This window comes from Treponema socranskii subsp. socranskii VPI DR56BR1116 = ATCC 35536 (assembly GCF_000468115.1).
GTDB classification, from domain to species: Bacteria; Spirochaetota; Spirochaetia; order Treponematales; family Treponemataceae; genus Treponema_D; species Treponema_D socranskii.
Genome location: NZ_AVQI01000028.1, coordinates 60,305 through 86,723 on the forward strand (window position 1 = coordinate 60,305; position 26,419 = coordinate 86,723).

Consider the following 26,419-nt stretch of genomic DNA (forward strand, 5'->3'; position numbering starts at 1 on the left):
ATGTCTCCGACTCTAATCGCGTCTTCGATATCGAAATATAAACGTCGATTCCGCCTGAATTTCCCAAATACACGCGCTATTAACCCGAATGTCGCACGTGCGTCTCCCGTTGCTACGCCGCATCGCGCACGCGGCAAGCGGTTTCGACACGCAGGTGAGAACCCGTTCGCTCACCGCCACAGCGACGTCTTTTTCGGCGCAAACGGAGTAAAGTGCATGCCGTCAAACCGCACATCTATGCGATAAAAAACGGCGTTGCTGTTTTTTCCGTCGAGTTCGAGAACGGCAAACGACGGAGGCATAAGAGATCGCGGATAGGAAATGCTCCCGGGGTTTACGATGTAGACATCTGAACGAATTTCGGCTGCGATATGCGTGTGACCGTAAAGAGCGATGTCGGCGCCGGCAGCTTTACATTCACGCTCAATTGCGTCCGTTCCGTAATACGCGCCTTGCTCGTGACCGTGTACCGCGTAAATGACGTGTCCGGCCGCCAGTAAAATCTGCCGCTTCGGAATAATCAATTCATAAAAAACATGGGACGATTTTTCGTCGCCCGGATTAAAGCGAGAAGGAAACCTGTCGGCGTCTCCGTTGCCTTCGACGAAAGCCGCTACCGGCGGCACAAGATGTGCAAATACAACATCGCTTGCCGCATCGTCCATGCACGAAACAAAATCGCCCGCACCGTCGCCGCAAAATACGAGCGCATCACACGAGGGGCCTGCCTTTTCAACGATGAGGCGAAAAAGTTCACGCTGCCCGTGCGAATCGGAGAGGACAAGAATGCGCGCGCTTGCTTTTTTCGCAAGAGAAGCGATATCGCGCTTTCCGCCGAGCAGATGATGCTCCGTCTGTTTCAGCGTAATCATAAAAATCAATCGGCTAAAATAAAATGATTGACCGACTGCAAGCCCGATTCGGGATCGACGTAACGACGCATCTTCGCATTACCGGTAATTTTTTTCAGATAGACTAAGAGGTCGTTATCTTTTGCGAGCGCCCCGTCAACGGTAAGCATAAAATTGACGGAGCGGCGAACAAAATCCGGCACTTCTTTTACAAAGACTTGCTCCGATTCGTTTTTAATAACTCCGTCGATGTCGGCTTCCTGCGCTTTATCGAGCACGATGTCCGCCGTCCCTTCCGTACCCGATACGTCGTCCTGCGAAAAAAACGAAAACACGGGAAACGGAAAGACGCCGTCGTATCTGTCCTGCAGGTGCGCGACGCCGAAATGCGTGTTTTCGGGCGCGCCGAGCAGGATAACGCCGCGCAATTTTTTTTCGCCGACAAGAAGCGGCAGCTCCGCCGCTATGGAGCGGGAGCCTCGCTTAAAGTCGTCGGGAAAAACGATCGGCAAAATAAGACCTCCGTCCGAAGCCGCTCCGTATTTTGCCGACAAGGTTTCCGTCATCGAAGCGACAAAGGCCGCATCATTATAACCGTAGCCGAAAAGTATGCACACGACTTCATCGGAAACGTGCCACAGCTGCGCCGGCAGTTTGAGGCTCGCCGCATCTTCTCCCGCAGCGGAAACGGAAAGCGCTCTGTCTCCCGTTGCCGTTGCGACAGGCTTCGTTTTGTCGCTACACGAAAATAAGAGGCAACACAGTACAATCATAATAACTACCGGCACGAACTTCGAGGTTTTATAAACTCGGAGTTTTCCGGGTCTTCTATTCGCCGTATCGACTTTCATGTTTCCCCGCCAAACCCTTGCTCGAAGTATAGCGGATTTGTATTTTCTTGAAAAGAACGCGTATTCGGTATATGATATAAGCGTGAACGGTATACGGGCATTTGCGCAGCTCATGGGCAGTCTCGGATTTCTTTTATACGGCATGAAGCTTATGAGCGGCGGCATTCAAAAAAGTGCGGGAGAAAAGCTTCAAAGCGTCCTCGGCTTTATGACCGGCAACCGATTCGTTGCACTTCTCACCGGTATGATCGTGACGATGATAATTCAATCGTCAGGCGCAACGACGGTCATGATTGTTTCATTCGTAAATGCAGGGCTCATTACGCTGACGCAGTCCGTCGGCGTCATTTTCGGTGCAAATATCGGCACGACGATTACTGCATGGATCGTAGCATTATTCGGTTTTAATTTTAATATCGCAGCTTTTGCGATTCCGATTTTCGGATTCGGATTTTTGCTTACGGCGCTGAAAAAACTTCGAACACAGAATATCGGCGAAGCGATTATGGGATTCGCACTTTTGTTCGTCGGGCTTTCCATGCTTTCCGGTACGATCACCGTACGCGATGCGGGACTGCTTTCTTTTCCGACAAAATTTCAAAACTCCGGCATCTTATCGATCGCGCTCGCGGCTATTGCGGGCGTCGTGCTTACGGCCATTTTACATTCATCGAGCGCACTCACCGCAATCATTTTGACAATGGCATACAATCATTTGCTCACATGGGAAACTTCATGCGCTATGGTCATCGGCAGCAACGTCGGCTCTACAATCGATTCGATTCTTGCAGCAATCGGTACGAAAGTAAACGCCCGCCGCGCGTGCTTTGTCCACATCATGTTTAACATAGCAGGCGCCGTCCTTTCGTTTATATTTTTTCATCCGCTGCTCGCATTTGTCGATTATATCGTTCCCGGTCCTGTCGAAAGCGATATCACGTATCACATTGCAATGATGCATACGGCATTCAATGTCATTACCGCGCTCATATTCCTTCCGTTTATAAAATACATCGCGGCCGGTACGGAAAAAATTATTAAACCGAAAGCATCCGATGCGCTGAGCGACTATCGGCTCGAACCGCTGTCGGCACATACGAAAGGCAGCGCGCTCGCCGGGATCATCAGGGTAGAAAAAGAAATCGCGGACATGACCGATATCGTATCGGATATGTTCGACCGCATCCAATCGGGAATTAAAAACCGTTCGCAATCGTTTATCGACGAACACGTTGCGCCGCTCGTACAAGCGGAAAATTACGTCGATCAAATGCACGTACGGCTTTCACACTACATCGTACAGTGCGAACATCTTCCGGTCAGTGAAAATCAGCTTAATAATCTGTCGATCATGCTGCAGATCGTCGATGAACTCGAAAGCATGACGGATGACTGCTTAAGCATCGCAATGCTGCTGCAAAAAAGCATCGTAAAAAAGATGTCGTTTTTGCAGGAAGATTTGGACGACCTCATTCCCTATGTCGAGCTCGCACGGGAATTTTTGCAATTTATCCATATCAATGCAAACAAGCATCTCAACGCCGAAAAGCTCGCCTTCGCAAAAGAGATAGAAGATCAAATCGATTCGTTCCGCAGAGCGCTCAAAAAGAAAGCGCAAAAGCGGCTCGAAAACGGCGCGGATGTGGCATCCGAATTATTGTATATCGATCTCGTGCGGCATATAGAAAAATTCGGCGACAGGGCTTTTTCGATTTCCGCTCTGCTCGCACAGACCGTATAAATCGTACAAGCTGATTTTACAGCGCCAAATCGCATACGAGTGCATCGCAGGCTTTTATCAAATCGTCCGGCTTGATGATGATCTGCTCTCCGCGCACGCCGGCGCTGATGTAGATTTTTTCGCAATCGAGTGCGCACGTGTCTATAAAGGTTCGATATTTTCGCTTCATGCCGAGAGGCGAACAGCCGCCGCGCACATAGCCGGTCAACTGCAAAAGTTCGTCGGGCTTTACCGGCTCGATTTCTTTCGCGCCTGCGGCCGTCCGCGCTTTTTTCAAATTGATTTCGCGCATCGCGCTTTCGCAAAACACGCACAGCTCTTTAGTTTCCGTACGCATGACGATCGTTTTAAATACGAGCTTGGGATCGACACCGATTTTTTTTGCGAGCGCCTCTGCCGCCCCTCGACCGAGTTCGTGTTCTCCGTCATCGTCGTATGAAGCCGTTTCATACGGAATGTGCGCGCTTTCAAGGATGCGCATTGCATTTGTCTTTTTCATACATTTACACTACAATAATACCGAATGCCAACACATAGGGCAACCGCATCGGAAATGCAAATATAGAAAACAGGAAGCTGTATGGATCATCATGCAAAGACGGCTGTCGCGATCATCGCAACGCTCGTCATCGCCGTCGGCGCGGAAATACTGCTGATCAGCCGTTCGGACGGCGGTACAACGGAAAAACCGGCAAAAAGCGGCAAAGAAAAAGCGAAAACCGAAACGGTATTTTTTCAATCGGACAGGATATCCGAAATCAAAGCGGACGTTTCTTCGTGCGATTTGAAATTTTCTCAATGGGACGAAGGGCGCATCGAACTTGCGATTACGTCCGACCGTAAGCAAAACGACAGACCCTACGCCATCCTCAAAGACAACGCCGTCGTCATCGCCGAAGACAGGCAGGAGCACACGATGCTCGACCGCACGGAGATCGATATAAAAGTACCGCGTACGATGCCGATCGAAATTAATAATTTTTTCATTTCGGTCAAAACGACGAGCGGCGCCGTCAGCGTAAGCGGCTTTACATGCGGCGTGTTCGACGTAAAAACCTCAGGCGGTAAAATCGTGTTCGATGAGTGCTCGTTTACGGCGCTTTCGCTCGCAAGCGAAACGGGTATGATCGTATGCGGCGACACCGACGCAAAAAGCGTACACATAGCGGCGGCAAAAGGCCGGATAAACTACAGCGGCTCGTGCGATTATATCGATGCGGCATCGCAAAAAGGCGGAATCAATTTCAGCGCGAAAACCATGATGAGCGAAGCGTCGTTCTCATGCGGAAGCGGTTCGGTGAACATTGCGCTGCCGGAAAACGAAGGCTACATGCTCGAATACGCCGCTCCCGACGGCAAAGTCAAAGACGCATTTACGAATACCGATGCAAAAGGAAACGGTTCCGTACGGTATAAAAACGATGCGGTATCGATCAAAGTAAAAACCGAAAGCGGCAATATCAATATAACGCGCTCCCCGTCTTCCGCCCGCTGATAAAGCGCACACGGGGCGTTGCGGGGTGTCCCCGCTGGAAGGGGCAGCGGACGAGCCGTTCTGCTCCGGCACTTTGCATCGGAGTATGTCGATTACAGCAAATGCATTTCGACGAGTACAGCATACAAACGGTGGGATTCTTCCTCCGTTAAATGCCGGATGGGACTTTTGCACGGCCCCGCGGCAATACCGAGCATTTGTAAACCGTCTTTGATAACGGCAGGGAAAGTTCCGAGCGTAAATGCCATACGCAACGGCGCTAATGCGAATTGGGCCTCACGCGCTTTTTCTATATTTCCGCATTTGAAATTATCATAAATCGCAACGGTAAGCTTCGGCGCAATATTTGCCGTCGCCGCAATGGCACCCGACGCACCGTATGTCAGTCCTGCAAGAATATGGGTGTCATGCCCCTGTAATACATGAAAATTTCTATTATCCTTAGTTACTCGAATATACTCGCCTGTTAAATCGAAATTGCCGGAACTGTCTTTTATGCCGACGATATTATCGATTTGCGCAAGACGCGCAACAGTCTGTACAGTAATACCGACACCCGTTCGCGGCTCATTGTTATATATGATAATCGGAAGACCGGTCGATTCTGCAATCGTTTTATAGTGAACGTAAAGATCGTCTTGGCTGGGTGAAATAAACATCGGCGTAAGTATTGAGACGGCGTTTACACCGCATTTTTCCGCCATCTGTGTCAGCGATATGACCTCTTTCGTCGTAATGCCGCCCGTCCCCGCATACACGGGCACTTTACCGTTTACCGTTTCCAGCGCAGTTTCGATTATCGTCTTTTTTTCATCAGGCGTAAACGCAAAAAATTCACCGGTCGTTCCAAGAACAAAAATTGCATGCACGCCGCCGTCAAGCAGATATGCGATAAGATGTTTCAACGCATTCAAATTGATCGTCTCGTCATCGTTCAACGGAGTAATAACGGGGGGAATAATACCGGCCGGCAGAAATCGCTTCGCTTCCATAATAAATAATGCTCCTTTTATCTAAAAAGTTTGTATATGCCAATAATTTTCACGACGTATTATATCCCAATCGGGAATGAGCCCAAGACCCGGGTTCGAATCGTTCAACATGATTTTACCGTCTTTATACTCGAAACCTTTTTTAAAAAAACTTTTGTTGAGTTCAAAATTTTCTACACTGAATTCCTGGTAGAAAAAATTCTCGCTATTCACATCAACCATGACGCTGGCCATTGTACCGACGGGCGAACCGCTGTTATGCGGAGCAAATTTTAAACCGTAGGCCTCAGCTGCAGATGCCATCTTTTTCAATTCCAAAATACCGCCTGAATGCGTCACATCAGGCTGTACGATTGAATAAAAGCCCTCTTCATTCAATATACGATGTTGAAATCGAGTGAAATACCGTTCACCTGCAGCAATCGGAATATCGCTTTTTATCGCAAGTTTGCGATAGCCAGTAAAATTATCGGGATGCATCGGTTCTTCTATAAAACCGGGTTTGAAGAGACTAACGTTTCGTACAAAATCAAGTGCTCCGTCATATGAGAGCGAGCCGTGAAGTTCTATAAAAAGTTCAATATCCTGACCGACGGCTTCGCGCACCGCTTTTACACACTCAATTCCGCCGGCAACCTTCTCTCTTTCCGTCGCGTTCTCCGGTACCGCCTTCAACGGATCCCACTTGATCGCTTTAAAACCGAGATTAACGGTTTTTACGGCGCTGCATGCAAAATCTTCATATGTCTCGGCATTCATAAACCACGTATTCGCATAAAGGGGAATTGCGGTTCGAAGCTTTCCTCCAAGCAAATTATATACCGGTTGGCCCGTCTTTTGTCCGATAATATCCCACATCGCCATTTCTACACCGCTAATCGCACTGTTAAAAACAACGCCGTTCCTCCATGCATCGCGGATAAACGAAGTTTCAAAAAAATATTCGATATCAAACGGCGATTTTCCGACTACTATCGGCGCAATATGATTTTCAATAGCCGCTTTTACGGCCGTCTCTTTATTGCGTACAGTCGCTTCACCAATTCCGGTAATACCTTCATCTGTAGTTACCTCAATAAAAATAATATTCCGCCATACTGAAAAATGCATATATGCATAGACACCGGTAATTTTCATGTTTCTCCTTCTTTATCTTTTGTCAATATAATTTCATAGGCCGTTTCTCTGATATGCCGGATAATAGCCTTTTCCGCATTTTCCGCATCGCGTGCCATCATATAATCCAAAACGATACGATGCTCCCGTACGCCCTTTATACGTTTTGAGACATCGCTCAACGCCGTCTTTCTGATCGTATAATCATACGACATAAGCCGATCGATCTGCATAATTAAATACTGGTTATGAGAGGCAAGTCGTATGCTTCTGTGAAATGCCGTATTCAACACAATCAAATCGGCAAGGTTTCCCGTTTCGGCTGCATGCCCGCTTTTTTCCAGAATTTTATTCATATTATTAAGTTCTTCATCCGTTGCAACATGGGAAGCTATATATGCAGCATCGCCTTCCAGCGATGCGCGGATATACGCCATATCTCGTATACTTTGAATCGCATACTCGCTGACAACAGTACCTGAACGCGGTAAAATTTTAATAAGTCCCTCCGTCTGTAAAATTTTAAACGCTTCACGTACCGGCGTCGCGCTTATATTCATCTGTCTGCAAATTTTATTTGCAGATATTTTTTCTCCTGCCTTTAGCTTTCCCTCAAAGATATCGCTCCGTATTATACTCGCAACTTGATAAGAAATCGGTATGGAAATTTCAATCGGTTCCATAAAATACTGTCCATCCTTGTTATTCTTTTATACTGCCTGATGTCATTCCGGCGAAGAAGAAATTCTGACAAAACAAGAATACAAGAATAAGGAGTACGCTTGCAAGTAAGTTAGCCGCCATCATTTCATTCCAATTTACTTTCGTATCTTCGATCATCTGTCCGATTCCGACAGTCAATGTTTTCATTTTATCGGAAGTTGTAAGTACCAACGCAAATTGAAATTCATTCCAACTATTAATAAACGAGTAGATTGCGGTAGCGGCAATGCCTGGTAACGATAACGGAAAGATAATCCTAAAAAATATTCCAAACTGTCCGAGCCCGTCGATAGACGCTGCGGCATCGAGATCCTTTGAAATAGTCTCGAAGTGACTATACATGAGCCATGTACAAAGCGGCGTTTGAAACGATATATATACGATTATCAATCCCATATGCGTATTAATCAAGCCGTATAGCTTAAGAATACGAAAATAGGGTACAAGCATGATGACCGACGGAAACATCTGTGTCGCCAAAATAAAGCCGAGAAATGCAGCCCTCCCTTTAAAATTAAAGCGTGATACGCCGAAACCGGCAAAAGTAGATATGAATAACGTTAATAACGTAGCACCGATTACAACGATTAAACTATTGGAGAAAAACGTACCGAAACTGTATGACGTAATAATATTTTTATAGGCCTGCAGCGTCGGATGACGGGGAATCAGCGTCAGAGGATTTTCAAACGTTTCCGGCGTTGTCTTAAAGCTTGTTGCTACCATCCAATAGACGGGCACAAGAACAAGTAGACTACCCAAAATAATAATTATCATTGAAAAGAAAGGTTTTTTGCGTAGTACAGTCATACGTCTAATCTCCCATCGCAATCTTTTTCTTCATTTTACGCTGTATTGCCGTCATAAAAATAATGATAACGAAAACGAAGACTGCGCGCGTTGAAGATTCGCCGAAACGCATATATTCGAAGCCCGTTTTGTAGATGTCGATCGAAACGACGCGTGTTGCATCAACCGGTCCGCCGTAGGTCAGATTCCAGATCAATGTAAAATGTTTAAAACACCACATAAGCTCCAGTATGATAGTCGTTGAAAGAACCGGCATAATACCGGGAAGCGAAACGTGTATAAACTGTTGTACCTTATTGCATCCGTCCAGTTCCGCCTGTTCATACAAATCAGGAGAAATCGTCTGCAGCGCACTCATAATCATTACCATAAAAAATGGAAATCCCTTCCAAATACATACTACGATGACGGCTGCCATGGCGGTAGACGCATTACTCAACCACTCTACATTTTGCTCAATTATATGCATCTCTCTTAGAATATAGTTAATCAAACCGTAATTTGCATTGTATAGCCATTTCCACAGCAAACCGATAACGACGTCGGGAAAAAACCACGGCAAAACCAAAACGGAACGAAAAAATGACTTACAGGGGAAATCTCTTTGCGTCAAAATAGCGGCAAATAATAACCCCAATACAGCTCTGCCTGCTACGGTACAGAATGTAAAAATTAAAGTTCTTCCTATCGAGCGGTAAAAAGCGGCATCTTTTATTAATCGAATATAATAGGTAAATCCAACAAATTTAAATTTATTGACCAGGTTCGTATCGAACAGGCTTATCACAATACCGTAAATCAGCGGATATAATACCATAAATAAAAGCGTCAGTAATGCCGGCGTACAAAACACATATCCGTACCGAATTTGCTGCAGATTTCTTTCCCTTCGTCCATATAGCATACTAAACCTCGCATGTTTTCTCTCTATCCGTATTTATACGAACAAAAGAAGACAGTGTTTATATAGACACAATCAATTATTATTAATAATCTTTTGGATTTCCACTGCTGCAGCTTTTACCTCCGCTTCAATATTTGCAGACGGCATACTAAGTAATTTTTGATACGTTCTTCCAAGTATGCTTTTTACTTCAGGATAATAGGGTGCTTGCGGAGTAAGCTCCATAGCATTTGCAGCCGCGACAAATCCTTTAAACAGATCCGTTTGCAGATATTTTGAATCGGCAGTAGCGTCTTTTGTACACGGCATACGGCCGGTAACTTCCGCCCAACGCATAGCGTTCTGTTTATTACTCATAAATTTAATAAATTTTACCGCTGCATTTTTATGTTTACTATCGGGATTCAAAGACCATCCGAGAATCGACACTGGCGTAAATGTTGTTTTAGCCGAAGGCATTTGTACGGAACCGATTTTATCTTTTAAGTCGGGAGAAGCGGCGAAAATTTTCCCAATGGAATTTGAACCTGCAAGCAACATACCGATTTGATTGGCTGCCATTAAATTAACGTTTTCATTAAAAGAATTCTCAAGCGCGCCCGGAGGGACGACGCCGTCTTTGTTCTTCAAATTAACAAAATATTTAAACGCCTCGACACTTTCGGGTATTCCCACTTCGGTTTTCCATTTCCCGTTTTCCTGATATAATTCGCGTACGCCGAAAGACCGTAAAATCATAACGAATCGAGTTTCACCGGAATCGTCAGCAGTACCGATCATTCCGAATCCATAGCGGTCAATCGTACCGTCGCTGTTTGTATCTTTATTTAATGCTTTTGCAACGTTTCGCATTTCTTCAAGTGTTTTCGGCGGTTGAAGTCCTGTCTCTATCAACCAGTCTTTTCGATAGATCAATGCGTTCGGACCAGAATACCACGGATAAAGAACAAAGCGCTTATCTAGAGTACAACCATTACGGATCGACGGAATAATATTATCGAGTTCTTCCTTTGTCATATATCCCGATAAATCCTCACAAATACCCATATCATATAATTTTCCGACATTATTTTCCGTATTTACAAATAAATCGGGAAGAGAACCCGCTGCAGCCAATGTCGTAATTTTTTGTAAGGCTTGGTTCATTGGCACACCGGCAACTTCAATTTTAATATCGGGATTTTGTTTTTCAAATGCCGCAATATACTCGGCGGCAAGCGGTCCTTCCGGATTCTGTGTAACGGCAGTAGTAAGGATCGTCACCGTAGCGGTTCCCGTTTCGCCTGTTTCTTTTTCAAGAGAACCTGTTGCCTGTACAGCACCCAAAATCCACATCAACATGAATAAAGACATTCCCAAACGCTTCATACGACCTCCTGTAACATATTCAATAATAGGAGCTATCCAAAAATTTCAGTTTTTTAGATAGTTTCCTTGATTTAATATGCGACGTTTAAAATTAACTCATTACGATACAAAGACTCAATTTTAAACTCGACGAGCAGTCGAAAAGTAACCCCTTTTGAGACAGCTCCATCATATATTACTAAACTGCAATCTAAGATCTTAGATTGCAGTTTAGTAAATAATATCATAAAAATACGGTATGTCAAGAAGATTTTTTATATAATACCAGTATTTTTTATAAAACACCTATATTTAAATATAGTATTATGATAAGCGTACGAATCGTTCGCAAATTCGGGCGGGAGCGAGGGGGAGACTTCCCCCTTTGTCATTTTAATAAATTTTATTAAAATAAATTCGAAGTGTCCGCGCGGAAGCGCATTGCAAATTTTTCGTTTTTCCTGCATACTTTCCGCATGAAAACCCGTTCCGTTTTTGAAAATATTTCGCCGGTGGATCACCGTTATTCGATTTCCGAAAAAGACGTATACGATAAACTCGCGCGCTGCATTTCCGAAGAGGCGGCGGTGCGCTCGTGCGCGAAAGCCGAAGCAGCTCTCGTAAAAGCGCATTTCGAAGTGCGCGGCGCGCTCACGTCTGAAATCGAGCAGGCGATCGATGCGGCGGCAAATACCGTCGATCCCGAAGAAGTATACGCCGAAGAAGAAAAGACGCAGCACAATATCCGCGCGCTCGTCAACGTGATGAAACGGAGTGTTCCGAGTGAAATCGCGCCCTTCGTTCACTTGGGTGCGACGAGCGTCGACATACTCGATACTGCGCTTGCACTTCGCATGCGAGACGTTATGCAAAACGTCACCCTGCCCGAACTGAAAGCGCTCGAAAGGGCGCTCTGCGATATCGCGCTGCGCGATGCCGAAACGCCGCAAGTCGGGCGCACGCACGGTCAGCACGCCGTTCCGATCACCTTCGGCTGGACAATAGCGGAATTCGTTTCGAGGCTCGGAAAATCGATTATTAAAATCGAAGAGCTTGCAAAGCAGCTGAAAGGAAAACTCGCAGGCCCCGTCGGCGCGTATAACGGGCTTTCGATGATCGTCAAAGACCCCGAAGATTTGGAGCGGCGCTATCTCGCATTTCTCGGTCTCGAAGCGAGCGAATATTCGAACCAGCTCGTCGAACCGGAATACCTTTTACGCCTGCTGCTCGAATGCAATACCGCGTTCGGCATCATCGCAAACCTCGCCGACGATTTGCGCAATCTCCAGCGTTCGGAGATCGGAGAAGTGTTCGAGTATTTCAGTTCGACGCAAGTCGGTTCGAGTACGATGCCGCAAAAGCGCAATCCGTGGAACAGCGAACACGTAAAGTCTCTGTGGAAAGCGATGTGTCCGCGCGTCATCACGTTTTACATGGATCAGATTTCGGAACACCAGCGCGATTTGACGAACAGCGCGAGCCAGCGGTTTATCGCCGATTACGTCGCAGGCTTTACGATGGCGGTGAGCCGCATGAAAAAAGTCGTGTCCGGTTTGCAGGCGGACACGGAAGCGATGGCGAAGACGCTTGAAAATGCGGGCGGCAGAGTAAGGGGCGGAGTACTTGCGGAACCGGCGTATATTTTGCTCGGAGAAGCGGGAGTGAGCGACGGTCATGAAATCGTCAGAAAGATTACGCTCGAATGCGAAAAGACGGGAGAGCCGTTTTTTGCCGTGCTGAAACGCCACACGGATGCTTTTAATAAAATAACCGAACAGCTGAAAAAGCTCGGAGTCGAGGACGCGGAAACGTTTTTCGAAAACCCCGCGCGCTACCGCGGACTCGCTGCGGAAAAATCGAAGCGCATCGCGGAAAAGTACGCGGCGCTGATGAAGGGCTGATGAGTTGAGAGAAAGACAACGCAGCGGGCGCTCCTGTATCCCGCGCGACTGCTGCGGCGATACCTTGCGGAGAACGGCAAATACTTTTATAATATTACACACAATTTTTTATTAAGGAAGCGAGTATGGTTATTCTAACGCTTAACTGCGGTTCATCTTCCGCAAAGTACCAAGTTTACGACTGGGACGACAAAGCCGTTTTGTGCACCGGCATCGTAGAACGCGTCGGCCGCCCGGGTTCGGTCATTACGCACTGCGTCGGAGCCGACAAACACAAAATCGAAAGTCCCTGCCCGACACACAAAGAAGCGATCGAACTTATCATGAAAGAAATCACCGACGAAAAAGTCGGCGTCATCAAAGACATGAGCGCTATCGGAGCGGTCGGTCATCGCGTACTCCACGGCGGTGAAAAATTCACAAAGTCCGTCATCATCACGCCGGCCGTGCTCGATACGTTCCGCGAAGTACAGGATTTGGGGCCGCTGCACAATCCTGCAAATATCATGGGTATCGAAGCCGCGCAAAAAGTGCTGCCGAAGGTTCCGCACTGCGCCGTCATGGATACAGCCTGGCACCAGACGATGCCCGAAGCGTCGTATATGTATGCGATCCCGCACGAATGGTACGAAAAATATCACGCGCGCCGCTACGGTTTCCACGGCACGTCGTTTATGTACACGTCGAAACGCGCTGCGGTACTGCTCGGCAAACAGCCGAAAGACACGAATTTAATAATCTGCCATCTCGGAAACGGTGCATCGGTATGCGCGGTAAAAGGCGGCGTATGTTTCGATACGTCTATGGGCATCACACCTCTCGAGGGGCTCGTCATGGGCACGAGATGCGGCGACATAGATGCGGCGCTCCCGTTTTATATCATGCGCAAAACCGGCATGAGCGCAGAAGAGATGGATACGGCGCTCAACAAGCAATGCGGCTTGCTCGGCATCACGGACGGAAAATACACGGACGGCCGTGATATCGAAAACGCTGCGGCATCGGGCGACAAACTTGCCGCTCTTTCGATCGAGATGTTTACGTACCGCTTAAAAAAATACATCGGTGCATACAAAGCCGCTCTCGGCCGCGTGGATGCGATCGTGTTTACGGCGGGTATCGGAGAACACTCACCGATCGTGCGCGGAAAAAGCCTCGAAGGATTGGAAGATCTCGGCATCAAAATCGATGCGCAGAAAAACGAATGGTCGAACACCGGAAACGCGGAAACGTGCATCAGCGCCGACGACGGCAAAACGAAAATCTTCGTTATCCCGACGGATGAAGAACTCGTCATGACCGAAGACGCGTACGCGCTCATGAAGGGCACGTACGACATCCACACGAAGTTTACGTACAGCTTCCAAGATCCGAAATACGTCAACAAAGCGCGCGAAGAGCTTTTGCCGAAGGATTTGGCAAAACGCCCGCACCTCGCGGACATCATCGCGCGTCCGTAAGCAAAAAAGATGCAAACGGGATGCCGAGCGGCGTCCCGTTTTTTATATGCGTAAACCTTTCCGAAATCGTCGGTACCTCTAAAAATCTAAGCAAGTTTTTAGAAGTACCCGTTCAGCTGCTACTTTCGAAACTCGTGCTCGGGCTTATTTTTCTTTTTTCCCTGCTCGTATCTTTCCGAACAGTTTTCGAAGCACGCCGATTTTACCGAAGCAAATCCAATACAGCAACAAGGCGACGCAAAGAATCGGTATGCCGAAAATGATTATATACAAAACGACGAATATAAAGTTTGCAAAAAATCCGACGACGGTTTCACAGAATTCGATAAACGCAGATTTCAAATCGGGAAAAATAAAGCCCCTGTCTTCCGTGTGATTGTACGGCAAGTTCGCTTCGATATAGATTTCCGAATAATCGATCTGCTTGGACAATCGATTGAACTGTCCCTGCATCTGCTCGATTTCAGCCGTCACGTCGTTTATCTTCGTTTCGATTTCGAGCATGTCTTTCATATTTTTCGCTTCCCGAAGATACGATTGTAAGCGCTCGAGCAAAACGCGGCGCGTTGCCAAACGCGAATCCAAATCGTAAAAGCGGTCGGTAACGTCGACGCTGTCCGCGGATTTCGAAACGATTTTGCCGATAGCGCCGGACGACGACATCGCATCGTCAAAAGCGGAAGACGGGATGTGCACCGTCATGCCGAGCGAGCGGCCGTCTTCCGAAAAATCCGAAACATAACCGCCGAAGCGTTTCGCCCATGCTTCCGTCGCCGCCTTCGTTTCGGCAAGACTCGAAACTTCAAAACGGATATTTCCCGTGCGAATGAGCTTACGGTTTTCGGGCAAAGGCAGCGCAGCATCGGAAAGAGTGCCGGCGGATTTTTCTTCGGCCGCATAGACGCCGCCCGATCGCATAGGCGCACTGTCGGCTGTGTATTTCATTGCGGCAAAGTTTTTGCGCGCGCCGCAGCCGGTCAAAATACCCGCCACTACAAAAACCAGTAACAAAATTATCGATCGTATCCGTTTCATCAATACCCCCAGTATATTTTATTAACAACCGAAATATCGATACGATACAGGATGTACGAATTATACGAGCAAAGGCGATAGAACGATGCTTGCCTCATGACCGGCGATTTGATACGATAATGCGATGAGTATGACCGTCCCGATCAAAGCCGATATACATGATACTGCCGCACTGCTGAGAGAATTTTTCGGCACCTTCGACTTTTATTCCGATGAAGACAAACAAAAAATCGAAGCGGCATGGAATCTCCTCTGTGAAAAATCGCGCGGCAAAAATCGAACCGACGGCTCTCCGTACTATGTGCACCCGCTTCGCATCGCATACATCCTCGCGCAAAACAAAATGGATTCCGAATCGATATGCGCAGCTTTGCTCCACACGATATACGATTTCGACGTCACGAAAGACGACATACGCAAAGCGTTTGACGAAAGCGCTTCCTGCCTCATCGACGGTACGACGAAGATCATGCACATGCCCGTCGGACATTCGACGATTCAGCAGGCGGAAGCGGTACGCAAAATGCTCTTTGCGATGGTCGACGACGTGCGCATCATCCTTATAAAACTCGCCGACAAACTCGATCAAATACGCTGTATCGATACGCTTCCCGAAGCGGCGCAGCGTACGCTTGCCGCGGAGATAATCGATATCTGGGCGCCGCTTGCGGATCGGCTCGGTATGCAGGAAGAAAAAAACGAATTCGAAGATTTGAGTTTAAAGTATACGAATCCCGATGTGTTTTTGCAAATCAAAGCGATCGTTGCACAAAAAAAAGACGAACGAAACGCCTATCTCGAAAAAGCCGTCGAGCAGATTCGAACGGCAGCCGAAAAAGAAGGTATTCACATTCGCATTACGAGCCGTGCAAAACATTTTTATTCGATTTATCAAAAGATGCGCAAGCGCAACGTGTCGCCCGACAAGCTCTACGATCTGCTCGCGCTCCGCATCATCTGCAACGCAAACTCGGAATGCTATACGATCGTCGGCATCGTGCACAATCTTTGGAAACCGCTCGACGGACGATTTAAAGATTACATCGCCATGCCGAAAGCGAACGGCTACCGCTCGCTGCATACGACCGTCATGTGCGACGGGAAACCGCTCGAAATACAGATACGCACAAAAGCGATGGACGAAGCGGCCGAGCACGGTATCGCGAGCCACTGGCTGTACAAAAAAGGAAAGAGCCGCGATTTTGTCGACATCGAACATCTCGGCATTTTCAACGAACTGCGCGAGCTGCGCGACGGTCACGTTTCCGACGAAAACTTTTTCAGCGCGCTGAAAAACGATTTGCTCGGCGATGAAATCTACGTGTTTACGCCTAAGGGACAAGTCGTACAGCTCCCGGCGGGATCGAACGCGATCGACTTCGCATACCGCATCCACTCGGCTATCGGCGAAAAAATTGTCGGTGCAAAAGCGGACGGAAAAATCATCCCGCTCGTCGAGCCGCTGCAAAATACGCAGATCATCGAAATTCTCACGAATCCGCAGGCGCACCCGACGGCTTCTCAGCTCGCGGCGGTAAAAACCGCAAAAGCGCGGCAAAAGATCCACGCGTGGCTCACCGCACACGATCCGACCTTTACCGACAAAGCGAAAACGGAAACGGCGCAGGCCGCGAACACGACAACCTCCCGCGAAATTCAGGAAACGAGGCGGCACAAAAAGGGAACGGGCGCACACACCGACACGGTACAGGGAACGGGCAAAATACGCATCGGAAGTTCGACGAATTTTTTCGTCACCTTCGCTCAGTGCTGCAAACCGAAATACCCCGATGCGATCGTCGGCTATATTTCGCGGAACAGGGGAATCACCGTGCACCGCGCCGACTGCCTCACCTACCGGCGCATTCAGGACATCGAACACCGCTCCATAGAAATCGATTGGGATGTCGAAAATAAAAAATAATCGATATGCACAGTGCAATCGGAAAGCGGCGGAAGCGCAGTATACACAACGCGCTTTTTATGCTATAGCTACGGAAATGCCAATTACATCGAGGTTCTTATGAAAAAAATACAATCCTATACCATCGCATTGCCGTTCGTACTGGTCGGCGCGCTCGCATGCGTTTCGTGCAAGTCGACCGAGCCGGCACAAAATCAATCGCAAAGAGACGTATATGCGGCACAAACTTCCGGAACGCAGATACAAATTCCGAAAGCGGATTCCGATGCGGCCGGCAGGGCGGCGCAAAAGAACAAAGGAAACGCTTTTGTCAATTTTTTTACCGGCGGACAACAGGACATCGAAATCGATATGACGCGCGTATTCCAAAAGACCGCGTTCGGCACGCTGAAAGAAGAAGATGCGCTGTGCATTTACAATATCGAAACAGGGCTTTCGGGATTTGCCGCGTGGTACCGCGGCGGCATGTATCACGTGCTGCTGAATAAAGCCGGCCGCAGTTTATTTCGCGAAGCCGTCGATCGATATCTCGACGATTTTGAAAACAAACGACTCGACAGAAAAGGATCGCATACAAAAGAGTATGGGGAACATCCCGTTTCACTGCAGTGGGGATCCTTTGCCACGATGATCGGGAATCGTGCGCGCTCCCGCGTACAGTTCGGTTACGAATTCAAAGACGGTTCTCCCTACTTTTTGCTTTCCGTGCCGTCGGCTGAAAACGAGCAATACAATACCGGCCATTCGAAAATCGCAGCGTCCGCAACGCTCAGGTTTTATTTTACAAAAGCGATGACTTCGCAGATGATGGACGCGCTCTCCGAAGAAAACATAGACGCTGCGATTGCACCGTATATGCAGCGCGTTCAAAGTACGGGCAAAAAACCGGCGCATGACGAGTATTGAGCGAGGAAAACCTGCCGGAATACCCAGTAATTAATAATTATTAATTAACAAATACAGTCGGAGATCAATCTTTTTGCCGGCGGATTTCTTTTTGGCACAGCTCGTCGCACAGTTCGTTGTATTCGACTCCCGCGTGTCCTTTTACCCACGACCACGTGATGTCGAGCGATGCGGAAAGGGCGTCGAGCGTTTCCCAAAGATCGCGGTTTAAGACGGGCTTTTTCGCCGCCGTGCGCCAGCCGTTTTTTTTCCACGACCGGATCCACGATGTAATGCCGTTTTTGACGTATTGACTGTCGCAAAAAACGCGCACCGGTCGCCCGCGGTACTGAGAGTTTTGCGCAAGGGCGGAAAGGGCAGCGATTGCGGCAGTGAGTTCCATACGGTTGTTCGTCGTCGATTTTTCTCCGCCGCTCAGCATTTTTTCTTTTTCCCCGTCGATGATAACGCATGCCCAGCCGCCCGGTCCGGGGTTTCCGCTGCAGCCGCCGTCCGTGTAGACGACGAGCGTTCCATTTTTGAAAGTTTCTGTCATAGCAAATCGCTTTTTGTTAAAAAATTCCGTCAACGAAGGCGCTGCACGAGCGCTTCGATTTCATCGTCGCTCATGTCGTGTGCCGAAAGATATGCGCGCGCGCCTTTGACGGGAGACGAGTTTCCGACGATCGTTTTATACATCGGCTCAAAGTTCGCCTTTGCGATAACGTTGTATTTGTAGCTGCCTTTTTCGACGTGATAAAAATCGACGTAGCTTTGCATATAGTCGCGCATAGCCTCTTCTTTGCTTGCACCCATGAGCGATTCGAGCAAAATCATAATAAAGCCGGTACGGTCTTTTCCTTCGATGCAGTGCAGGTAATACGGCCCTTCGTGAATGGTCATAAAGCGCAAAGCTCCGATGATACCGGCCGCAAACAAGTCGCTCGTAAAATCGATATTCATGCTCAGGCACACGACGCTGCCGGTTTTATCGAGCGATGCGTAATACGCGGAGTATTGAGGATTCGACGGATCAAGGTACGACAGGAGTTCGTTTCGGGAATCGGACATATCGACGACCGTTTTGATCTTCGCCCGTTCCATAAGAGCCGACGCATAGGGCGCGCGCGTCCAGCCCTTTTTCACAGGGTGGCTTCCGCGATATAAAATATTTTTTCCGATCGAGCCGAGCGAAACGCCTCTGAAATTGGCAAAGGCTTCATCCGACGCATAGTTACCCCGCTTGTCGCTTTTCGAAAGAGCACGCAGCGCATACTGTTCACGATAACCGCCTTTTTGTTTCATCGAAACGGTGAGCGCAGAGCCGATGTCGACCTTTGCCGCTTCGTTCAGTTTTCCGTAATTGATACATGCGGCGATAAATCCTCCGGCGTGATTCGTGCGTACGAGAAAAGCGCCCTTATCGACATCGTAGTTTGCAACGACGGGTGCGCTGAAGGTATAGCCGTTGTCGAAGCGTACGGTTACGATATCGCCGTGTTCATAGCCCGCCTTTTGCATATCGGCAAATGCGATATCGGTAACGGCATGGCCGTATTTTTCTATCGCCGTCACTTTTCCGCGGAATGTCCGCCACTCGGGTGTTTTCGCCGCCGCAGCAGGAGCCTGCTCTTTTGCAGATGCTTTCGATGCGGATGCGCAGCCCGCGAACAACAATGCCGCCGCAAAAATCGGAAGCATAAAACGAACGCATTTCATAAATTCCTCCGCTCGCCGCAAAACGTACGGCACACATCGCACACTGCGGCGCTTGTATGCTTACACCAGCCCCTGCGCAATCATCGCGCGGGCGACTTTGACGAATCCCGCAATATTCGCACCGGCGACATAATCGCCTTTTACACCGAACTCTTTTGCCGTATCGTATGCGTTGTCGTGGATGTTCGTCATGATCCGCCGGAGTTTCGCGTCGACTTCTTCCTTTGACCACGAAAGGTGTTCGCTGTTTTGGCTCATTTCGAGGCCGGAAACGGAAACGCCGCCCGCATTCGAAGCTTTGCCGGGAGCAAACAGGACTTTTGCGTTTTGAAACTTCGCCGTCGCGTCGAGCGTACTCGGCATATTCGCACCTTCGGCGACAAGCCTGACGCCGTTTTTGATAAGCGTATCGGCATCTTTTCCGTTAAGTTCGTTTTGCGTCGCGCACGGAAACGCACAGTCGACTTTTACCGACCACGGTCTCGCATTCGCGGTAAACTTCGCTTCAGGGAATTTTTTCACGTATTCGGAAATGCCCTTATGTGCGGCGCGGATTTTTTTTACGTAATCGAGTTTTTTTTGCGTGATGCCTCCGGCATCGAATATGAATCCCGTATGATCGCTGAGCGTCACCGGTTTCGCACCGAGATGAATCAATTTTTCGGCAGCGTACTGCGCGACGTTTCCGTCGCCCGAAACCGAACATATTTTACCGGAAAAATCGTCGCCGATTTTTTTCAGCATGCACTCCGCAAAGTAAATGAGACCGTAGCCCGTCGCTTCCGTACGGATGAGCGAGCCGCCGAAGTCCAGTCCCTTGCCGGTGAGTACGCCGGAAAACGTATTCGTAATGCGCTTATACTGCCCGAACATAAACGCGACTTCGCGCGCACCCACACCCTTATCGCCTGCAGGCACGTCGGTATCGGGACCGATATGGCGGTACAATTCCGTAACGAAAGATTGACAAAAGCGCATCACTTCCGCGTCCGATTTTCCGTGCGGATCGAAATCGCTCCCGCCCTTGCCTCCGCCCATCGGAAGCGTCGTCAAACTGTTTTTAAGCGTCTGCTCGAAACCCAAAAATTTTAAAACCGAAAGATTCACTTCGGGACTGAAGCGCAAGCCCCCCTTGTACGGACCGATTGCACTGTTGAATTGCACGCGGTAACCGCGGTTGATGTGCGGCACCCCCTTATCGTCCGTCCACGGCACGCGGAACATGACGATGCGTTCCGGCTCTACGAAACGCTCGAGTACCGCATTGCGCTCAAGTTCTCTTTGCATCTTTGCGACGGCGGGTTCGATCGTCGTTAAAACTTCCTGAACCGCTTGGAGGAATTCGCTCTGGTCGGCATTTTTCAGCTGAACGTCTTCCCAAATCCGTTTGACATACGCGTTTTTCATTTTTCTTCTACCCTCTTATCCGGCCGAGTTCATTGAAACCGAATAAATAATACTAGCGCAAATCGGCGTTTTTGGGTAGTATGTCGCTATGACGCTCTACGTTACCCGACACGGTGAAACCGACTGGAATGCAAAACACCTCATCTCAGGTCTTGCCGAAGTCCCGCTTGCGGAAAAAGGCATGCAGCAGGCAGCTTCTCTCGCCGCCCGACTTGCCGAACATCAAAACGATTATCGCATCAAATACATACTCGTCTCGCCTTTGGGGCGCGCGCGGAAAACCGCATCGTATATCGAAAAAGCGCTCGGTATCGAAGCCGTCGTCGAAAAACGTTTGCGCGAAATCGATTTCGGCGAATTCGAACACACGAGTACAAGGGGCGCGGAATTTCTCGCGATAAAAGCGAACCCGTATAAACGCTTTCCCGGAGGCGAATCGCTGCTCTATGCCGCGCACCGCATTTACGGAGCGATCGAAGATGCCCGCGCACGCTATGCGCCCGATAATCTGCTGTTTGTGTGCCACGGCATGGTTTCGTCGCTTATCAGCACGTATTTTCAGGATTACGAAACCATCGAAGAATTCACGAACAGCGGCTTTGAAAACTGCGGCTTACAGGCCTACGAATTCAAGTGATAAAACGCATGCGGATTGTATCGTACGCATATTGTTTCGGGCGGCTTTTTGCGGCCGCGCCGCAAAAACCGGGCTTTTCGGGGTTCCGCCTTCCGGCTCCATTCCTTCGGAACTTCCGCCCCTCCAATCCCTGCCGCACATCTCCCGTGCCGAATTAACAATTATTAAATTATACATGAGGACATACGATGAAAAAACAAACGATACTGCCTGTTTCGGCTCTGGTCTGCGCCGCGGCTCTCGCTTTGCTGTTTTTTGCATTCGGACGAAAAGGCGGCAATACCGGCGCGGCAGAGACGGCGTTTTTAACAAAAGCACGGGATACGACCGCCGTGCAAAAAACTGCGGAAGAAGTACAGCGGGAACGGGATGAAGAACGCGCTCGATTAATAATTTCCGACATGAGCGCGCGCGCGCAGGAAACGATCGTCATAGACGATTACGGCGAGTTTATCGCGGATTTAAAAGCGCTTCTCGAAGAAGACGCGCAGAATCCCAAGGACGATCTTTCGCTTTTGACCCTCGTCGATAAAACGCATCCGCTTCCCGACGGCTACGCGCCTTCGCGCCTCATTCCGCTTGTGAAAAACGATGCGTTCAACGTTATCCGAAACGATCTGTCGCTGCGGCCGGAAGCGTACGAAGCGCTCGTCATTATGGGACGCGCGGCGCGGAACGACGGCGTTACACTCCTCGCAAGCTCGACATACCGTTCCTACGAATATCAAAAAAAAGTGTTCGAGCGCTGGGTTGCGATCGACGGGCTTGCAGAAGCCGAGCGCGAAAGTTCGCGTGCGGGCACGAGCCAGCACCAACTCGGTCTCGTCATCGACTTCGGTTCCATCGACAATACCTTTGCCAACACCCGTGCGGGCGCATGGATGAAAGAACATGCGGAAGACTACGGCTGGAGTTTGAGTTTTCCCGACGGTTATGAAGACATAACCGGCTATCGCTGGGAAAGCTGGCACTTCCGCTACATCGGGAAAAAGGCGTGCGCATTTCAAAAAAAATACTTCGGCGATATCCAACAGTTTATGCTCGAATTCATCGACGCGTGGAAATCTTTATGATCACCGAAATCACGCTCATCGTCTGTCCAAAAGACGAGCACGATGAAAATGTATTAAAAAATAAAGCGGCGGAAGCGCTTGCGAAAAAAAACGTCCGTACTCGAGCCGAAGACATACGACTCGCAGTCGTAAAGCGCTCGATCGACGCTCGGCACGGAAGTGTAAAGTTATGTCTCCGCTGCAAAGTCTATATCGGCGAAGCGCCCGACGTGCAATTCGAAAAGCCCATCCCCGAATGGAAGCGTGCCGACGGAGCAAGACGCGTCGTCATCGTCGGTTCCGGCCCCGCAGGATTGTTCGGCGCACTCCGCCTGCTTGAAGACGGTATCACGCCGATAATCGTCGAGCGGGGCGAAGAGACGGACGCGCGCAAAAAAACGATAGCTAAGATCGGTACGAAAGGCTCGGTCGACGGCGACAGCAATTACTGTTTCGGCGAAGGAGGCGCTGGCGCGTTCAGCGACGGAAAGCTTTACACGAGAAGTACGAAGCGCGGAAACGTCGGCCGTATCCTCTCTCTGTTCCGTTTTTTCGGAGCGTCGGAATCGATCCTCACCGACGCGCATCCGCACATCGGCACGGACAAACTTCCGAAAATCGTAAATGCGATGCGCGAAAAAATCATGTCACTCGGAGGCGAATTTCACAGCTGCACGAAGTGCGTCGATTTTCTCACGGAAACCGAAAACGGCAAAAAACGCATCACGGGAATCGCCGTAGAGCATACGAAAACGAAAGAGCGGCGCACGATCGAAGCGGACGCGGTGCTGCTTGCATCGGGACATTCGGCAAACGACATATACGACCTCGTCGCGCGATGCGCTCCGGAAGCGCTCGAAGCGAAAACCTTTGCGGCGGGCGTACGCGTCGAACACCCGCGAGAACTCATCGATGCGATTCAGTTTCACGGGAAAAACTTTCACTCCGCAGAATACCGCCTTACGACGCAAGTCTCGGGGCGCGGCGTCTATTCTTTTTGCATGTGCCCCGGAGGTTTTGTCGTGCCGTCGGCGACGAGCGATGACGGAATCGTCGTAAACGGCATGTCGACGAGCGCGCGCAACTCGAAATGGTCGAATGCGGCGATCGTCGTCGAAACGCGGCCGGAAGACATCGGACAAGAATTTATTAAAAAAGCAGGCGCCTGTCCCGCCCTCGCGGGCTTATATTGGAGAGCGCACCTCGAGCGCGAAGCGAAGCTGCATGCCAAGGGACAGGCGGCGCCGGCTCAGCGCATGGAAGATTTTCTTACGCATCGCAAAAGCACATCGCTTTCTTCGACGAGCTTTACACCCGGTGTCATCTCAAGCAGGCTCGACGAATGGCTTCCGCCGCACATCGAAACGAGGCTTGAAAAGGCGTTTTCCGATTTTAATAAAAATATGCGCGGCTTTATCTCATCCGACGCACTTCTCATCGCCGTCGAAACGCGCACATCGACTCCCGTACGTATACTTCGCAGCAAAGAAACGGGAGAGTGCACATCGATCGAGCGTCTCTATCCCGCAGGCGAGGGTTCGGGCTATTCGGGCGGCATCGTATCTTCGGCTATGGACGGAGAAAATGCGGCAGCACTCATCGCAAAACGCTTTGCTGCAAGGCAATGAACCGGAGCGCTCCTACAAACTCCGCAGATTTTTAAAAGCAGCCGTCGAATACGACGACCTCGCGAACGAGCACGACTCGGCACCCATGCGTTGTCAATCGGCCGCCGGCGGATATTCGTTGCACAAAAGGCGGTACGGCGCTTCATCCTCTTCGATCTTCGGAAATCGCCCGATCGCTTCGTAAAATCGGTTGTCGGTCGTGTCGTCATTGCATTGCGATACTTCTCCGATCAGCACGCTGCCGCTTTTCGGTACGACGTGAAACGCGTGATACTGGTGCGGCCAAAGCGTAATGCTTTCGCCGTTTTTGAGTTCTATTTTGGAACCGGCAGGCACATAGTAGGAACGTCCGTCGGAATTCACGAGAACGTCCGTATCCGCAAGCCCGCCGTTTCCGTCGTCGTTGTATACTTCAATTAATAATGTGCCGCCGCCGCGGTTGATGATATCTTCCGATTTGTACCAATGGAAATGCATCGGCGCGGTCATATCGTCCCGGAGAAACAGCAGCTTTTCCGCGTAGACCTTTTTATATTTCGGATCGTGTTGATTGCCGTTCCGCAGCGTAATCAAGCCGAACCCGACTTTGTCAAAATTATTAAGACCGAAATCGGTGATATCCCAACCGAGCATATTGTCGCGGATTTCGTCGTACTCGTGCCCCTTGCCCTTCCATTCATCCGGCGTCCAATGACAAAACGGCGGCAGATGAAATCCGTTGTCGGAAATCAATTTTTCCATCTCTTTGATCACGCTGTTGATTTTTGAACGCTTCACGACAGGCCTCCTTACACGATATTAATAATATACGTATATACTATATCATGCCGGCGGAAAATGTACCACCGTTTGCGTTGTACCGCGCAACGGCTTTATCGTTCCGTCAATTTCCCGTTTCGATAAATATAATTCGCGCTGTCCGCATATTTTTTCGGAATCGCAATACCGCACAAAGCTGCCGCGTCGACGTCGATGAGCAGATCGCTGTCGCTCGGGTCGGTCATAAAGCGGATCGGCATATCGGCCGGTTTCGCACCGCGCAAAATTTCTACGACCATTTCACCCGTCGCGCGCCCGGCTTTATAATAATTAAAACCGCTTGCCATAAAGATGCCGCCGTTTTTCGCTCCCGTCACGTCGCCTGAAAAGATCGGTTTTTTCGCTTTGGCAAAAACGTTTACGACGGCGGGAAGCGCGCTGAACACCGTATTGTCGGTCGAAAGGTAGAGACCGTCGACGCGCTTTACGAGCGTTTCGGCCGCCTGCTTTACTTCCGACGAATTCGTAATCGCCTGCGTTACAAGCGCAAGCCCCTGTTCGGCACATCCCTTTTTAACAAGGTTGAGCGCGCTTGCGGAATTCGCTTCGTTGCTCGTGTAAATATAGCCGAGCGTTTTGATACCCGCCACCTCTTTAAATAATTTGATATGCTGATCGGTCGGAATCGCATCGCTCATGCCGGTTACGTTGCGCTCTCCGTGCGCCGTTGTCGATACGAGCCCCGCACCCACCGGATCGGTAATCGTTCCGAATACGACCGGCACGTCTTTGATCGTATTGGCAAGCGCGACGGCAACGGGGGTTGCAATACCGACGGCAACATCGACTCGCTCGTCGCGATAGCGCGATGCGATTTGGGCGGCCGTGTTTACGTCTCCGTTTGCATTTTGTAAATCGTAGTTTGCTTTGATGCCCGATTCGTTGATCACGTCCATAATACCCTGCTCGATATCGTCGAGCGCTTGGTGCTGTACGATTTTCGCAATGCCGATTTTATAGGTTTTGCCCGAAGAAGGCGCATCCTGTCCTCCCATCGCCGACACCGCAGCTGCCGTAAACAACGCCGCCGTAAAAGCCGCACATAATTTTTTCATACAAACCTCCCATAAAAGCTTTTGCAGGAAATATCAATTTCCGAAAAAGTTTTAGCCGTGCGCGTGA

General features: G+C 49.4%; 24 protein-coding genes. 9 read left to right on the forward strand and 15 right to left on the reverse strand.

Features of this window, described 5'->3' with window-relative positions; genetic code table 11:
- Positions 1 to 170 precede the first annotated feature (170 nt).
- Both HMPREF0860_RS13205 and HMPREF0860_RS04500 read right to left on the reverse strand, forming a co-directional pair.
- Complete coding sequence (locus tag HMPREF0860_RS13205) at positions 171 to 872, reverse strand: YfcE family phosphodiesterase (RefSeq protein ID WP_021330620.1); 702 nt, start codon at positions 870 to 872, stop codon at positions 171 to 173.
- A gap of 5 nt (positions 873 to 877) precedes the next feature.
- Complete coding sequence (locus HMPREF0860_RS04500; protein ID WP_156002114.1) at positions 878 to 1,624, reverse strand: hypothetical protein; 747 nt, start codon at positions 1,622 to 1,624, stop codon at positions 878 to 880.
- A gap of 190 nt (positions 1,625 to 1,814) precedes the next feature.
- Between HMPREF0860_RS04500 and HMPREF0860_RS04505 the strand changes: the two genes are divergently transcribed.
- Positions 1,815 to 3,443, forward strand: a complete 1,629-nt coding sequence (locus tag HMPREF0860_RS04505; RefSeq protein ID WP_038081343.1) for a Na/Pi cotransporter family protein — start codon at positions 1,815 to 1,817, stop codon at positions 3,441 to 3,443.
- 16 nt (positions 3,444 to 3,459) lie between these two features.
- On the opposite strand, the gene ybaK is transcribed toward HMPREF0860_RS04505, so the two are convergent.
- A complete protein-coding gene (gene ybaK, locus HMPREF0860_RS04510) occupies positions 3,460 to 3,942 on the reverse strand; it encodes a Cys-tRNA(Pro) deacylase (protein WP_021330697.1) in 483 nt (160 codons plus the stop codon).
- A gap of 81 nt (positions 3,943 to 4,023) precedes the next feature.
- Here ybaK and HMPREF0860_RS04515 point away from each other — a divergent pair, with 81 nt between their 5' ends.
- Positions 4,024 to 4,938, forward strand: a complete 915-nt coding sequence (locus HMPREF0860_RS04515) for a DUF4097 family beta strand repeat-containing protein (RefSeq protein WP_021330615.1) — start codon at positions 4,024 to 4,026, stop codon at positions 4,936 to 4,938.
- A 92-nt stretch (positions 4,939 to 5,030) separates the two neighbouring features.
- On the opposite strand, the gene dapA is transcribed toward HMPREF0860_RS04515, so the two are convergent.
- The 6 genes from dapA to HMPREF0860_RS04545 form a co-directional block, all read right to left on the reverse strand.
- Entirely contained in the window at positions 5,031 to 5,930 is a 900-nt protein-coding gene (gene dapA / locus HMPREF0860_RS04520; protein ID WP_021330706.1) for a 4-hydroxy-tetrahydrodipicolinate synthase, read from the reverse strand.
- A 21-nt stretch (positions 5,931 to 5,951) separates the two neighbouring features.
- Positions 5,952 to 7,067, reverse strand: coding sequence for a mandelate racemase/muconate lactonizing enzyme family protein (locus HMPREF0860_RS04525; RefSeq protein ID WP_021330733.1), 1,116 nt, complete (start codon positions 7,065 to 7,067; stop codon positions 5,952 to 5,954).
- On the reverse strand, positions 7,064 to 7,729 hold the full coding sequence (locus tag HMPREF0860_RS04530) for a GntR family transcriptional regulator (protein WP_021330797.1): 666 nt from the start codon (positions 7,727 to 7,729) through the stop codon (positions 7,064 to 7,066). Before HMPREF0860_RS04530 ends, HMPREF0860_RS04525 begins: the two co-directional genes overlap by 4 nt.
- A 19-nt stretch (positions 7,730 to 7,748) precedes the next feature.
- Positions 7,749 to 8,579, reverse strand: a complete 831-nt coding sequence (locus HMPREF0860_RS04535) for a carbohydrate ABC transporter permease (protein WP_021330597.1) — start codon at positions 8,577 to 8,579, stop codon at positions 7,749 to 7,751.
- Positions 8,580 to 8,583: 4 nt separating this feature from the next.
- A complete protein-coding gene (locus HMPREF0860_RS04540) occupies positions 8,584 to 9,483 on the reverse strand; it encodes an ABC transporter permease subunit (RefSeq protein WP_038081261.1) in 900 nt (299 codons plus the stop codon).
- Positions 9,484 to 9,555: 72 nt separating this feature from the next.
- On the reverse strand, positions 9,556 to 10,851 hold the full coding sequence (locus tag HMPREF0860_RS04545; RefSeq protein ID WP_021330683.1) for an ABC transporter substrate-binding protein: 1,296 nt from the start codon (positions 10,849 to 10,851) through the stop codon (positions 9,556 to 9,558).
- 455 nt (positions 10,852 to 11,306) lie between these two features.
- Here HMPREF0860_RS04545 and HMPREF0860_RS04555 point away from each other — a divergent pair, with 455 nt between their 5' ends.
- The gene (locus tag HMPREF0860_RS04555; RefSeq protein ID WP_021495528.1) at positions 11,307 to 12,731 is read left to right on the forward strand and encodes a lyase family protein; all 1,425 of its coding nucleotides are present in this window, start codon (positions 11,307 to 11,309) and stop codon (positions 12,729 to 12,731) included.
- A 125-nt stretch (positions 12,732 to 12,856) separates the two neighbouring features.
- On the forward strand, positions 12,857 to 14,191 hold the full coding sequence (locus tag HMPREF0860_RS04560) for an acetate kinase (RefSeq protein ID WP_021330678.1): 1,335 nt from the start codon (positions 12,857 to 12,859) through the stop codon (positions 14,189 to 14,191).
- 144 nt (positions 14,192 to 14,335) lie between these two features.
- On the opposite strand, the gene HMPREF0860_RS04565 is transcribed toward HMPREF0860_RS04560, so the two are convergent.
- Positions 14,336 to 15,226, reverse strand: a complete 891-nt coding sequence (locus HMPREF0860_RS04565; RefSeq protein ID WP_021330616.1) for a DUF4349 domain-containing protein — start codon at positions 15,224 to 15,226, stop codon at positions 14,336 to 14,338.
- Positions 15,227 to 15,350: 124 nt separating this feature from the next.
- Between HMPREF0860_RS04565 and HMPREF0860_RS04570 the strand changes: the two genes are divergently transcribed.
- Complete coding sequence (locus HMPREF0860_RS04570) at positions 15,351 to 17,150, forward strand: RelA/SpoT family protein (protein ID WP_021495537.1); 1,800 nt, start codon at positions 15,351 to 15,353, stop codon at positions 17,148 to 17,150.
- A 99-nt stretch (positions 17,151 to 17,249) separates the two neighbouring features.
- Positions 17,250 to 18,056 carry a hypothetical protein gene (locus tag HMPREF0860_RS04575; RefSeq protein ID WP_156002111.1) on the forward strand — a complete coding sequence of 269 codons (807 nt, stop codon included), beginning with the start codon at positions 17,250 to 17,252 and terminating at the stop codon, positions 18,054 to 18,056.
- Between the two features lie 64 nt (positions 18,057 to 18,120).
- On the opposite strand, the gene rnhA is transcribed toward HMPREF0860_RS04575, so the two are convergent.
- From rnhA to gdhA, 3 genes are read right to left on the reverse strand one after another with little or no spacing between them, the layout of a single operon-like run.
- Positions 18,121 to 18,591 (reverse strand): ribonuclease HI, encoded by a 471-nt coding sequence (gene rnhA, locus HMPREF0860_RS04580; protein ID WP_038081335.1) that lies wholly within the window; start codon positions 18,589 to 18,591, stop codon positions 18,121 to 18,123.
- A 29-nt stretch (positions 18,592 to 18,620) separates the two neighbouring features.
- Complete coding sequence (locus HMPREF0860_RS04585; protein ID WP_021495533.1) at positions 18,621 to 19,754, reverse strand: tyrosine-protein phosphatase; 1,134 nt, start codon at positions 19,752 to 19,754, stop codon at positions 18,621 to 18,623.
- Positions 19,755 to 19,814: 60 nt separating this feature from the next.
- The gene (gdhA, locus tag HMPREF0860_RS04590) at positions 19,815 to 21,161 is read right to left on the reverse strand and encodes an NADP-specific glutamate dehydrogenase (RefSeq protein ID WP_021330813.1); all 1,347 of its coding nucleotides are present in this window, start codon (positions 21,159 to 21,161) and stop codon (positions 19,815 to 19,817) included.
- Positions 21,162 to 21,249: 88 nt separating this feature from the next.
- Here gdhA and HMPREF0860_RS04595 point away from each other — a divergent pair, with 88 nt between their 5' ends.
- From HMPREF0860_RS04595 to HMPREF0860_RS04605, 3 genes are all read left to right on the forward strand, one after another.
- Positions 21,250 to 21,798, forward strand: coding sequence for a histidine phosphatase family protein (locus HMPREF0860_RS04595; RefSeq protein ID WP_021330659.1), 549 nt, complete (start codon positions 21,250 to 21,252; stop codon positions 21,796 to 21,798).
- A 188-nt stretch (positions 21,799 to 21,986) separates the two neighbouring features.
- The gene (locus HMPREF0860_RS04600; RefSeq protein WP_021330601.1) at positions 21,987 to 22,871 is read left to right on the forward strand and encodes a M15 family metallopeptidase; all 885 of its coding nucleotides are present in this window, start codon (positions 21,987 to 21,989) and stop codon (positions 22,869 to 22,871) included.
- Positions 22,868 to 24,478: an NAD(P)/FAD-dependent oxidoreductase gene (locus HMPREF0860_RS04605; protein WP_021330778.1), complete on the forward strand. Its 1,611-nt coding sequence runs from the start codon at positions 22,868 to 22,870 to the stop codon at positions 24,476 to 24,478. Before HMPREF0860_RS04600 ends, HMPREF0860_RS04605 begins: the two co-directional genes overlap by 4 nt.
- Before the next feature lie 93 nt (positions 24,479 to 24,571).
- Here the strand turns inward: HMPREF0860_RS04605 and HMPREF0860_RS04610 are convergent, their stop codons facing one another.
- Entirely contained in the window at positions 24,572 to 25,255 is a 684-nt protein-coding gene (locus tag HMPREF0860_RS04610; RefSeq protein WP_021330833.1) for a D-lyxose/D-mannose family sugar isomerase, read from the reverse strand.
- A gap of 95 nt (positions 25,256 to 25,350) precedes the next feature.
- A complete protein-coding gene (locus HMPREF0860_RS04615) occupies positions 25,351 to 26,352 on the reverse strand; it encodes an ABC transporter substrate-binding protein (RefSeq protein ID WP_021495535.1) in 1,002 nt (333 codons plus the stop codon).
- Positions 26,353 to 26,419 lie beyond the last annotated feature (67 nt).

What these genes read in the sequence shown, in the direction of transcription:
- HMPREF0860_RS04525 (WP_021330733.1), bottom strand. Translation starts at nt 7,067, where the DNA reads ATGAAAATTACCGGTGTCTATGCATATATGCATTTTTCAGTATGGCGG.
- HMPREF0860_RS04545 (WP_021330683.1), bottom strand. Translation starts at nt 10,851, where the DNA reads ATGAAGCGTTTGGGAATGTCTTTATTCATGTTGATGTGGATTTTGGGT.
- rnhA (WP_038081335.1), bottom strand. Translation starts at nt 18,591, where the DNA reads ATGACAGAAACTTTCAAAAATGGAACGCTCGTCGTCTACACGGACGGC.
- HMPREF0860_RS04535 (WP_021330597.1), bottom strand. Translation starts at nt 8,579, where the DNA reads ATGACTGTACTACGCAAAAAACCTTTCTTTTCAATGATAATTATTATT.
- HMPREF0860_RS04585 (WP_021495533.1), bottom strand. Translation starts at nt 19,754, where the DNA reads ATGAAATGCGTTCGTTTTATGCTTCCGATTTTTGCGGCGGCATTGTTG.
- HMPREF0860_RS04565 (WP_021330616.1), bottom strand. Translation starts at nt 15,226, where the DNA reads ATGAAACGGATACGATCGATAATTTTGTTACTGGTTTTTGTAGTGGCG.
- HMPREF0860_RS04555 (WP_021495528.1), top strand. Translation starts at nt 11,307, where the DNA reads ATGAAAACCCGTTCCGTTTTTGAAAATATTTCGCCGGTGGATCACCGT.
- HMPREF0860_RS04505 (WP_038081343.1), top strand. Translation starts at nt 1,815, where the DNA reads ATGGGCAGTCTCGGATTTCTTTTATACGGCATGAAGCTTATGAGCGGC.
- ybaK (WP_021330697.1), bottom strand. Translation starts at nt 3,942, where the DNA reads ATGAAAAAGACAAATGCAATGCGCATCCTTGAAAGCGCGCACATTCCG.
- HMPREF0860_RS04560 (WP_021330678.1), top strand. Translation starts at nt 12,857, where the DNA reads ATGGTTATTCTAACGCTTAACTGCGGTTCATCTTCCGCAAAGTACCAA.
- HMPREF0860_RS04515 (WP_021330615.1), top strand. Translation starts at nt 4,024, where the DNA reads ATGGATCATCATGCAAAGACGGCTGTCGCGATCATCGCAACGCTCGTC.
- HMPREF0860_RS04530 (WP_021330797.1), bottom strand. Translation starts at nt 7,729, where the DNA reads ATGGAACCGATTGAAATTTCCATACCGATTTCTTATCAAGTTGCGAGT.
- HMPREF0860_RS13205 (WP_021330620.1), bottom strand. Translation starts at nt 872, where the DNA reads ATGATTACGCTGAAACAGACGGAGCATCATCTGCTCGGCGGAAAGCGC.
- HMPREF0860_RS04595 (WP_021330659.1), top strand. Translation starts at nt 21,250, where the DNA reads ATGACGCTCTACGTTACCCGACACGGTGAAACCGACTGGAATGCAAAA.
- HMPREF0860_RS04600 (WP_021330601.1), top strand. Translation starts at nt 21,987, where the DNA reads ATGAAAAAACAAACGATACTGCCTGTTTCGGCTCTGGTCTGCGCCGCG.
- dapA (WP_021330706.1), bottom strand. Translation starts at nt 5,930, where the DNA reads ATGGAAGCGAAGCGATTTCTGCCGGCCGGTATTATTCCCCCCGTTATT.
- HMPREF0860_RS04615 (WP_021495535.1), bottom strand. Translation starts at nt 26,352, where the DNA reads ATGAAAAAATTATGTGCGGCTTTTACGGCGGCGTTGTTTACGGCAGCT.
- HMPREF0860_RS04540 (WP_038081261.1), bottom strand. Translation starts at nt 9,483, where the DNA reads ATGCTATATGGACGAAGGGAAAGAAATCTGCAGCAAATTCGGTACGGA.
- HMPREF0860_RS04575 (WP_156002111.1), top strand. Translation starts at nt 17,250, where the DNA reads ATGAAAAAAATACAATCCTATACCATCGCATTGCCGTTCGTACTGGTC.
- HMPREF0860_RS04500 (WP_156002114.1), bottom strand. Translation starts at nt 1,624, where the DNA reads ATGATTGTACTGTGTTGCCTCTTATTTTCGTGTAGCGACAAAACGAAG.
- HMPREF0860_RS04605 (WP_021330778.1), top strand. Translation starts at nt 22,868, where the DNA reads ATGATCACCGAAATCACGCTCATCGTCTGTCCAAAAGACGAGCACGAT.
- HMPREF0860_RS04570 (WP_021495537.1), top strand. Translation starts at nt 15,351, where the DNA reads ATGAGTATGACCGTCCCGATCAAAGCCGATATACATGATACTGCCGCA.
- gdhA (WP_021330813.1), bottom strand. Translation starts at nt 21,161, where the DNA reads ATGAAAAACGCGTATGTCAAACGGATTTGGGAAGACGTTCAGCTGAAA.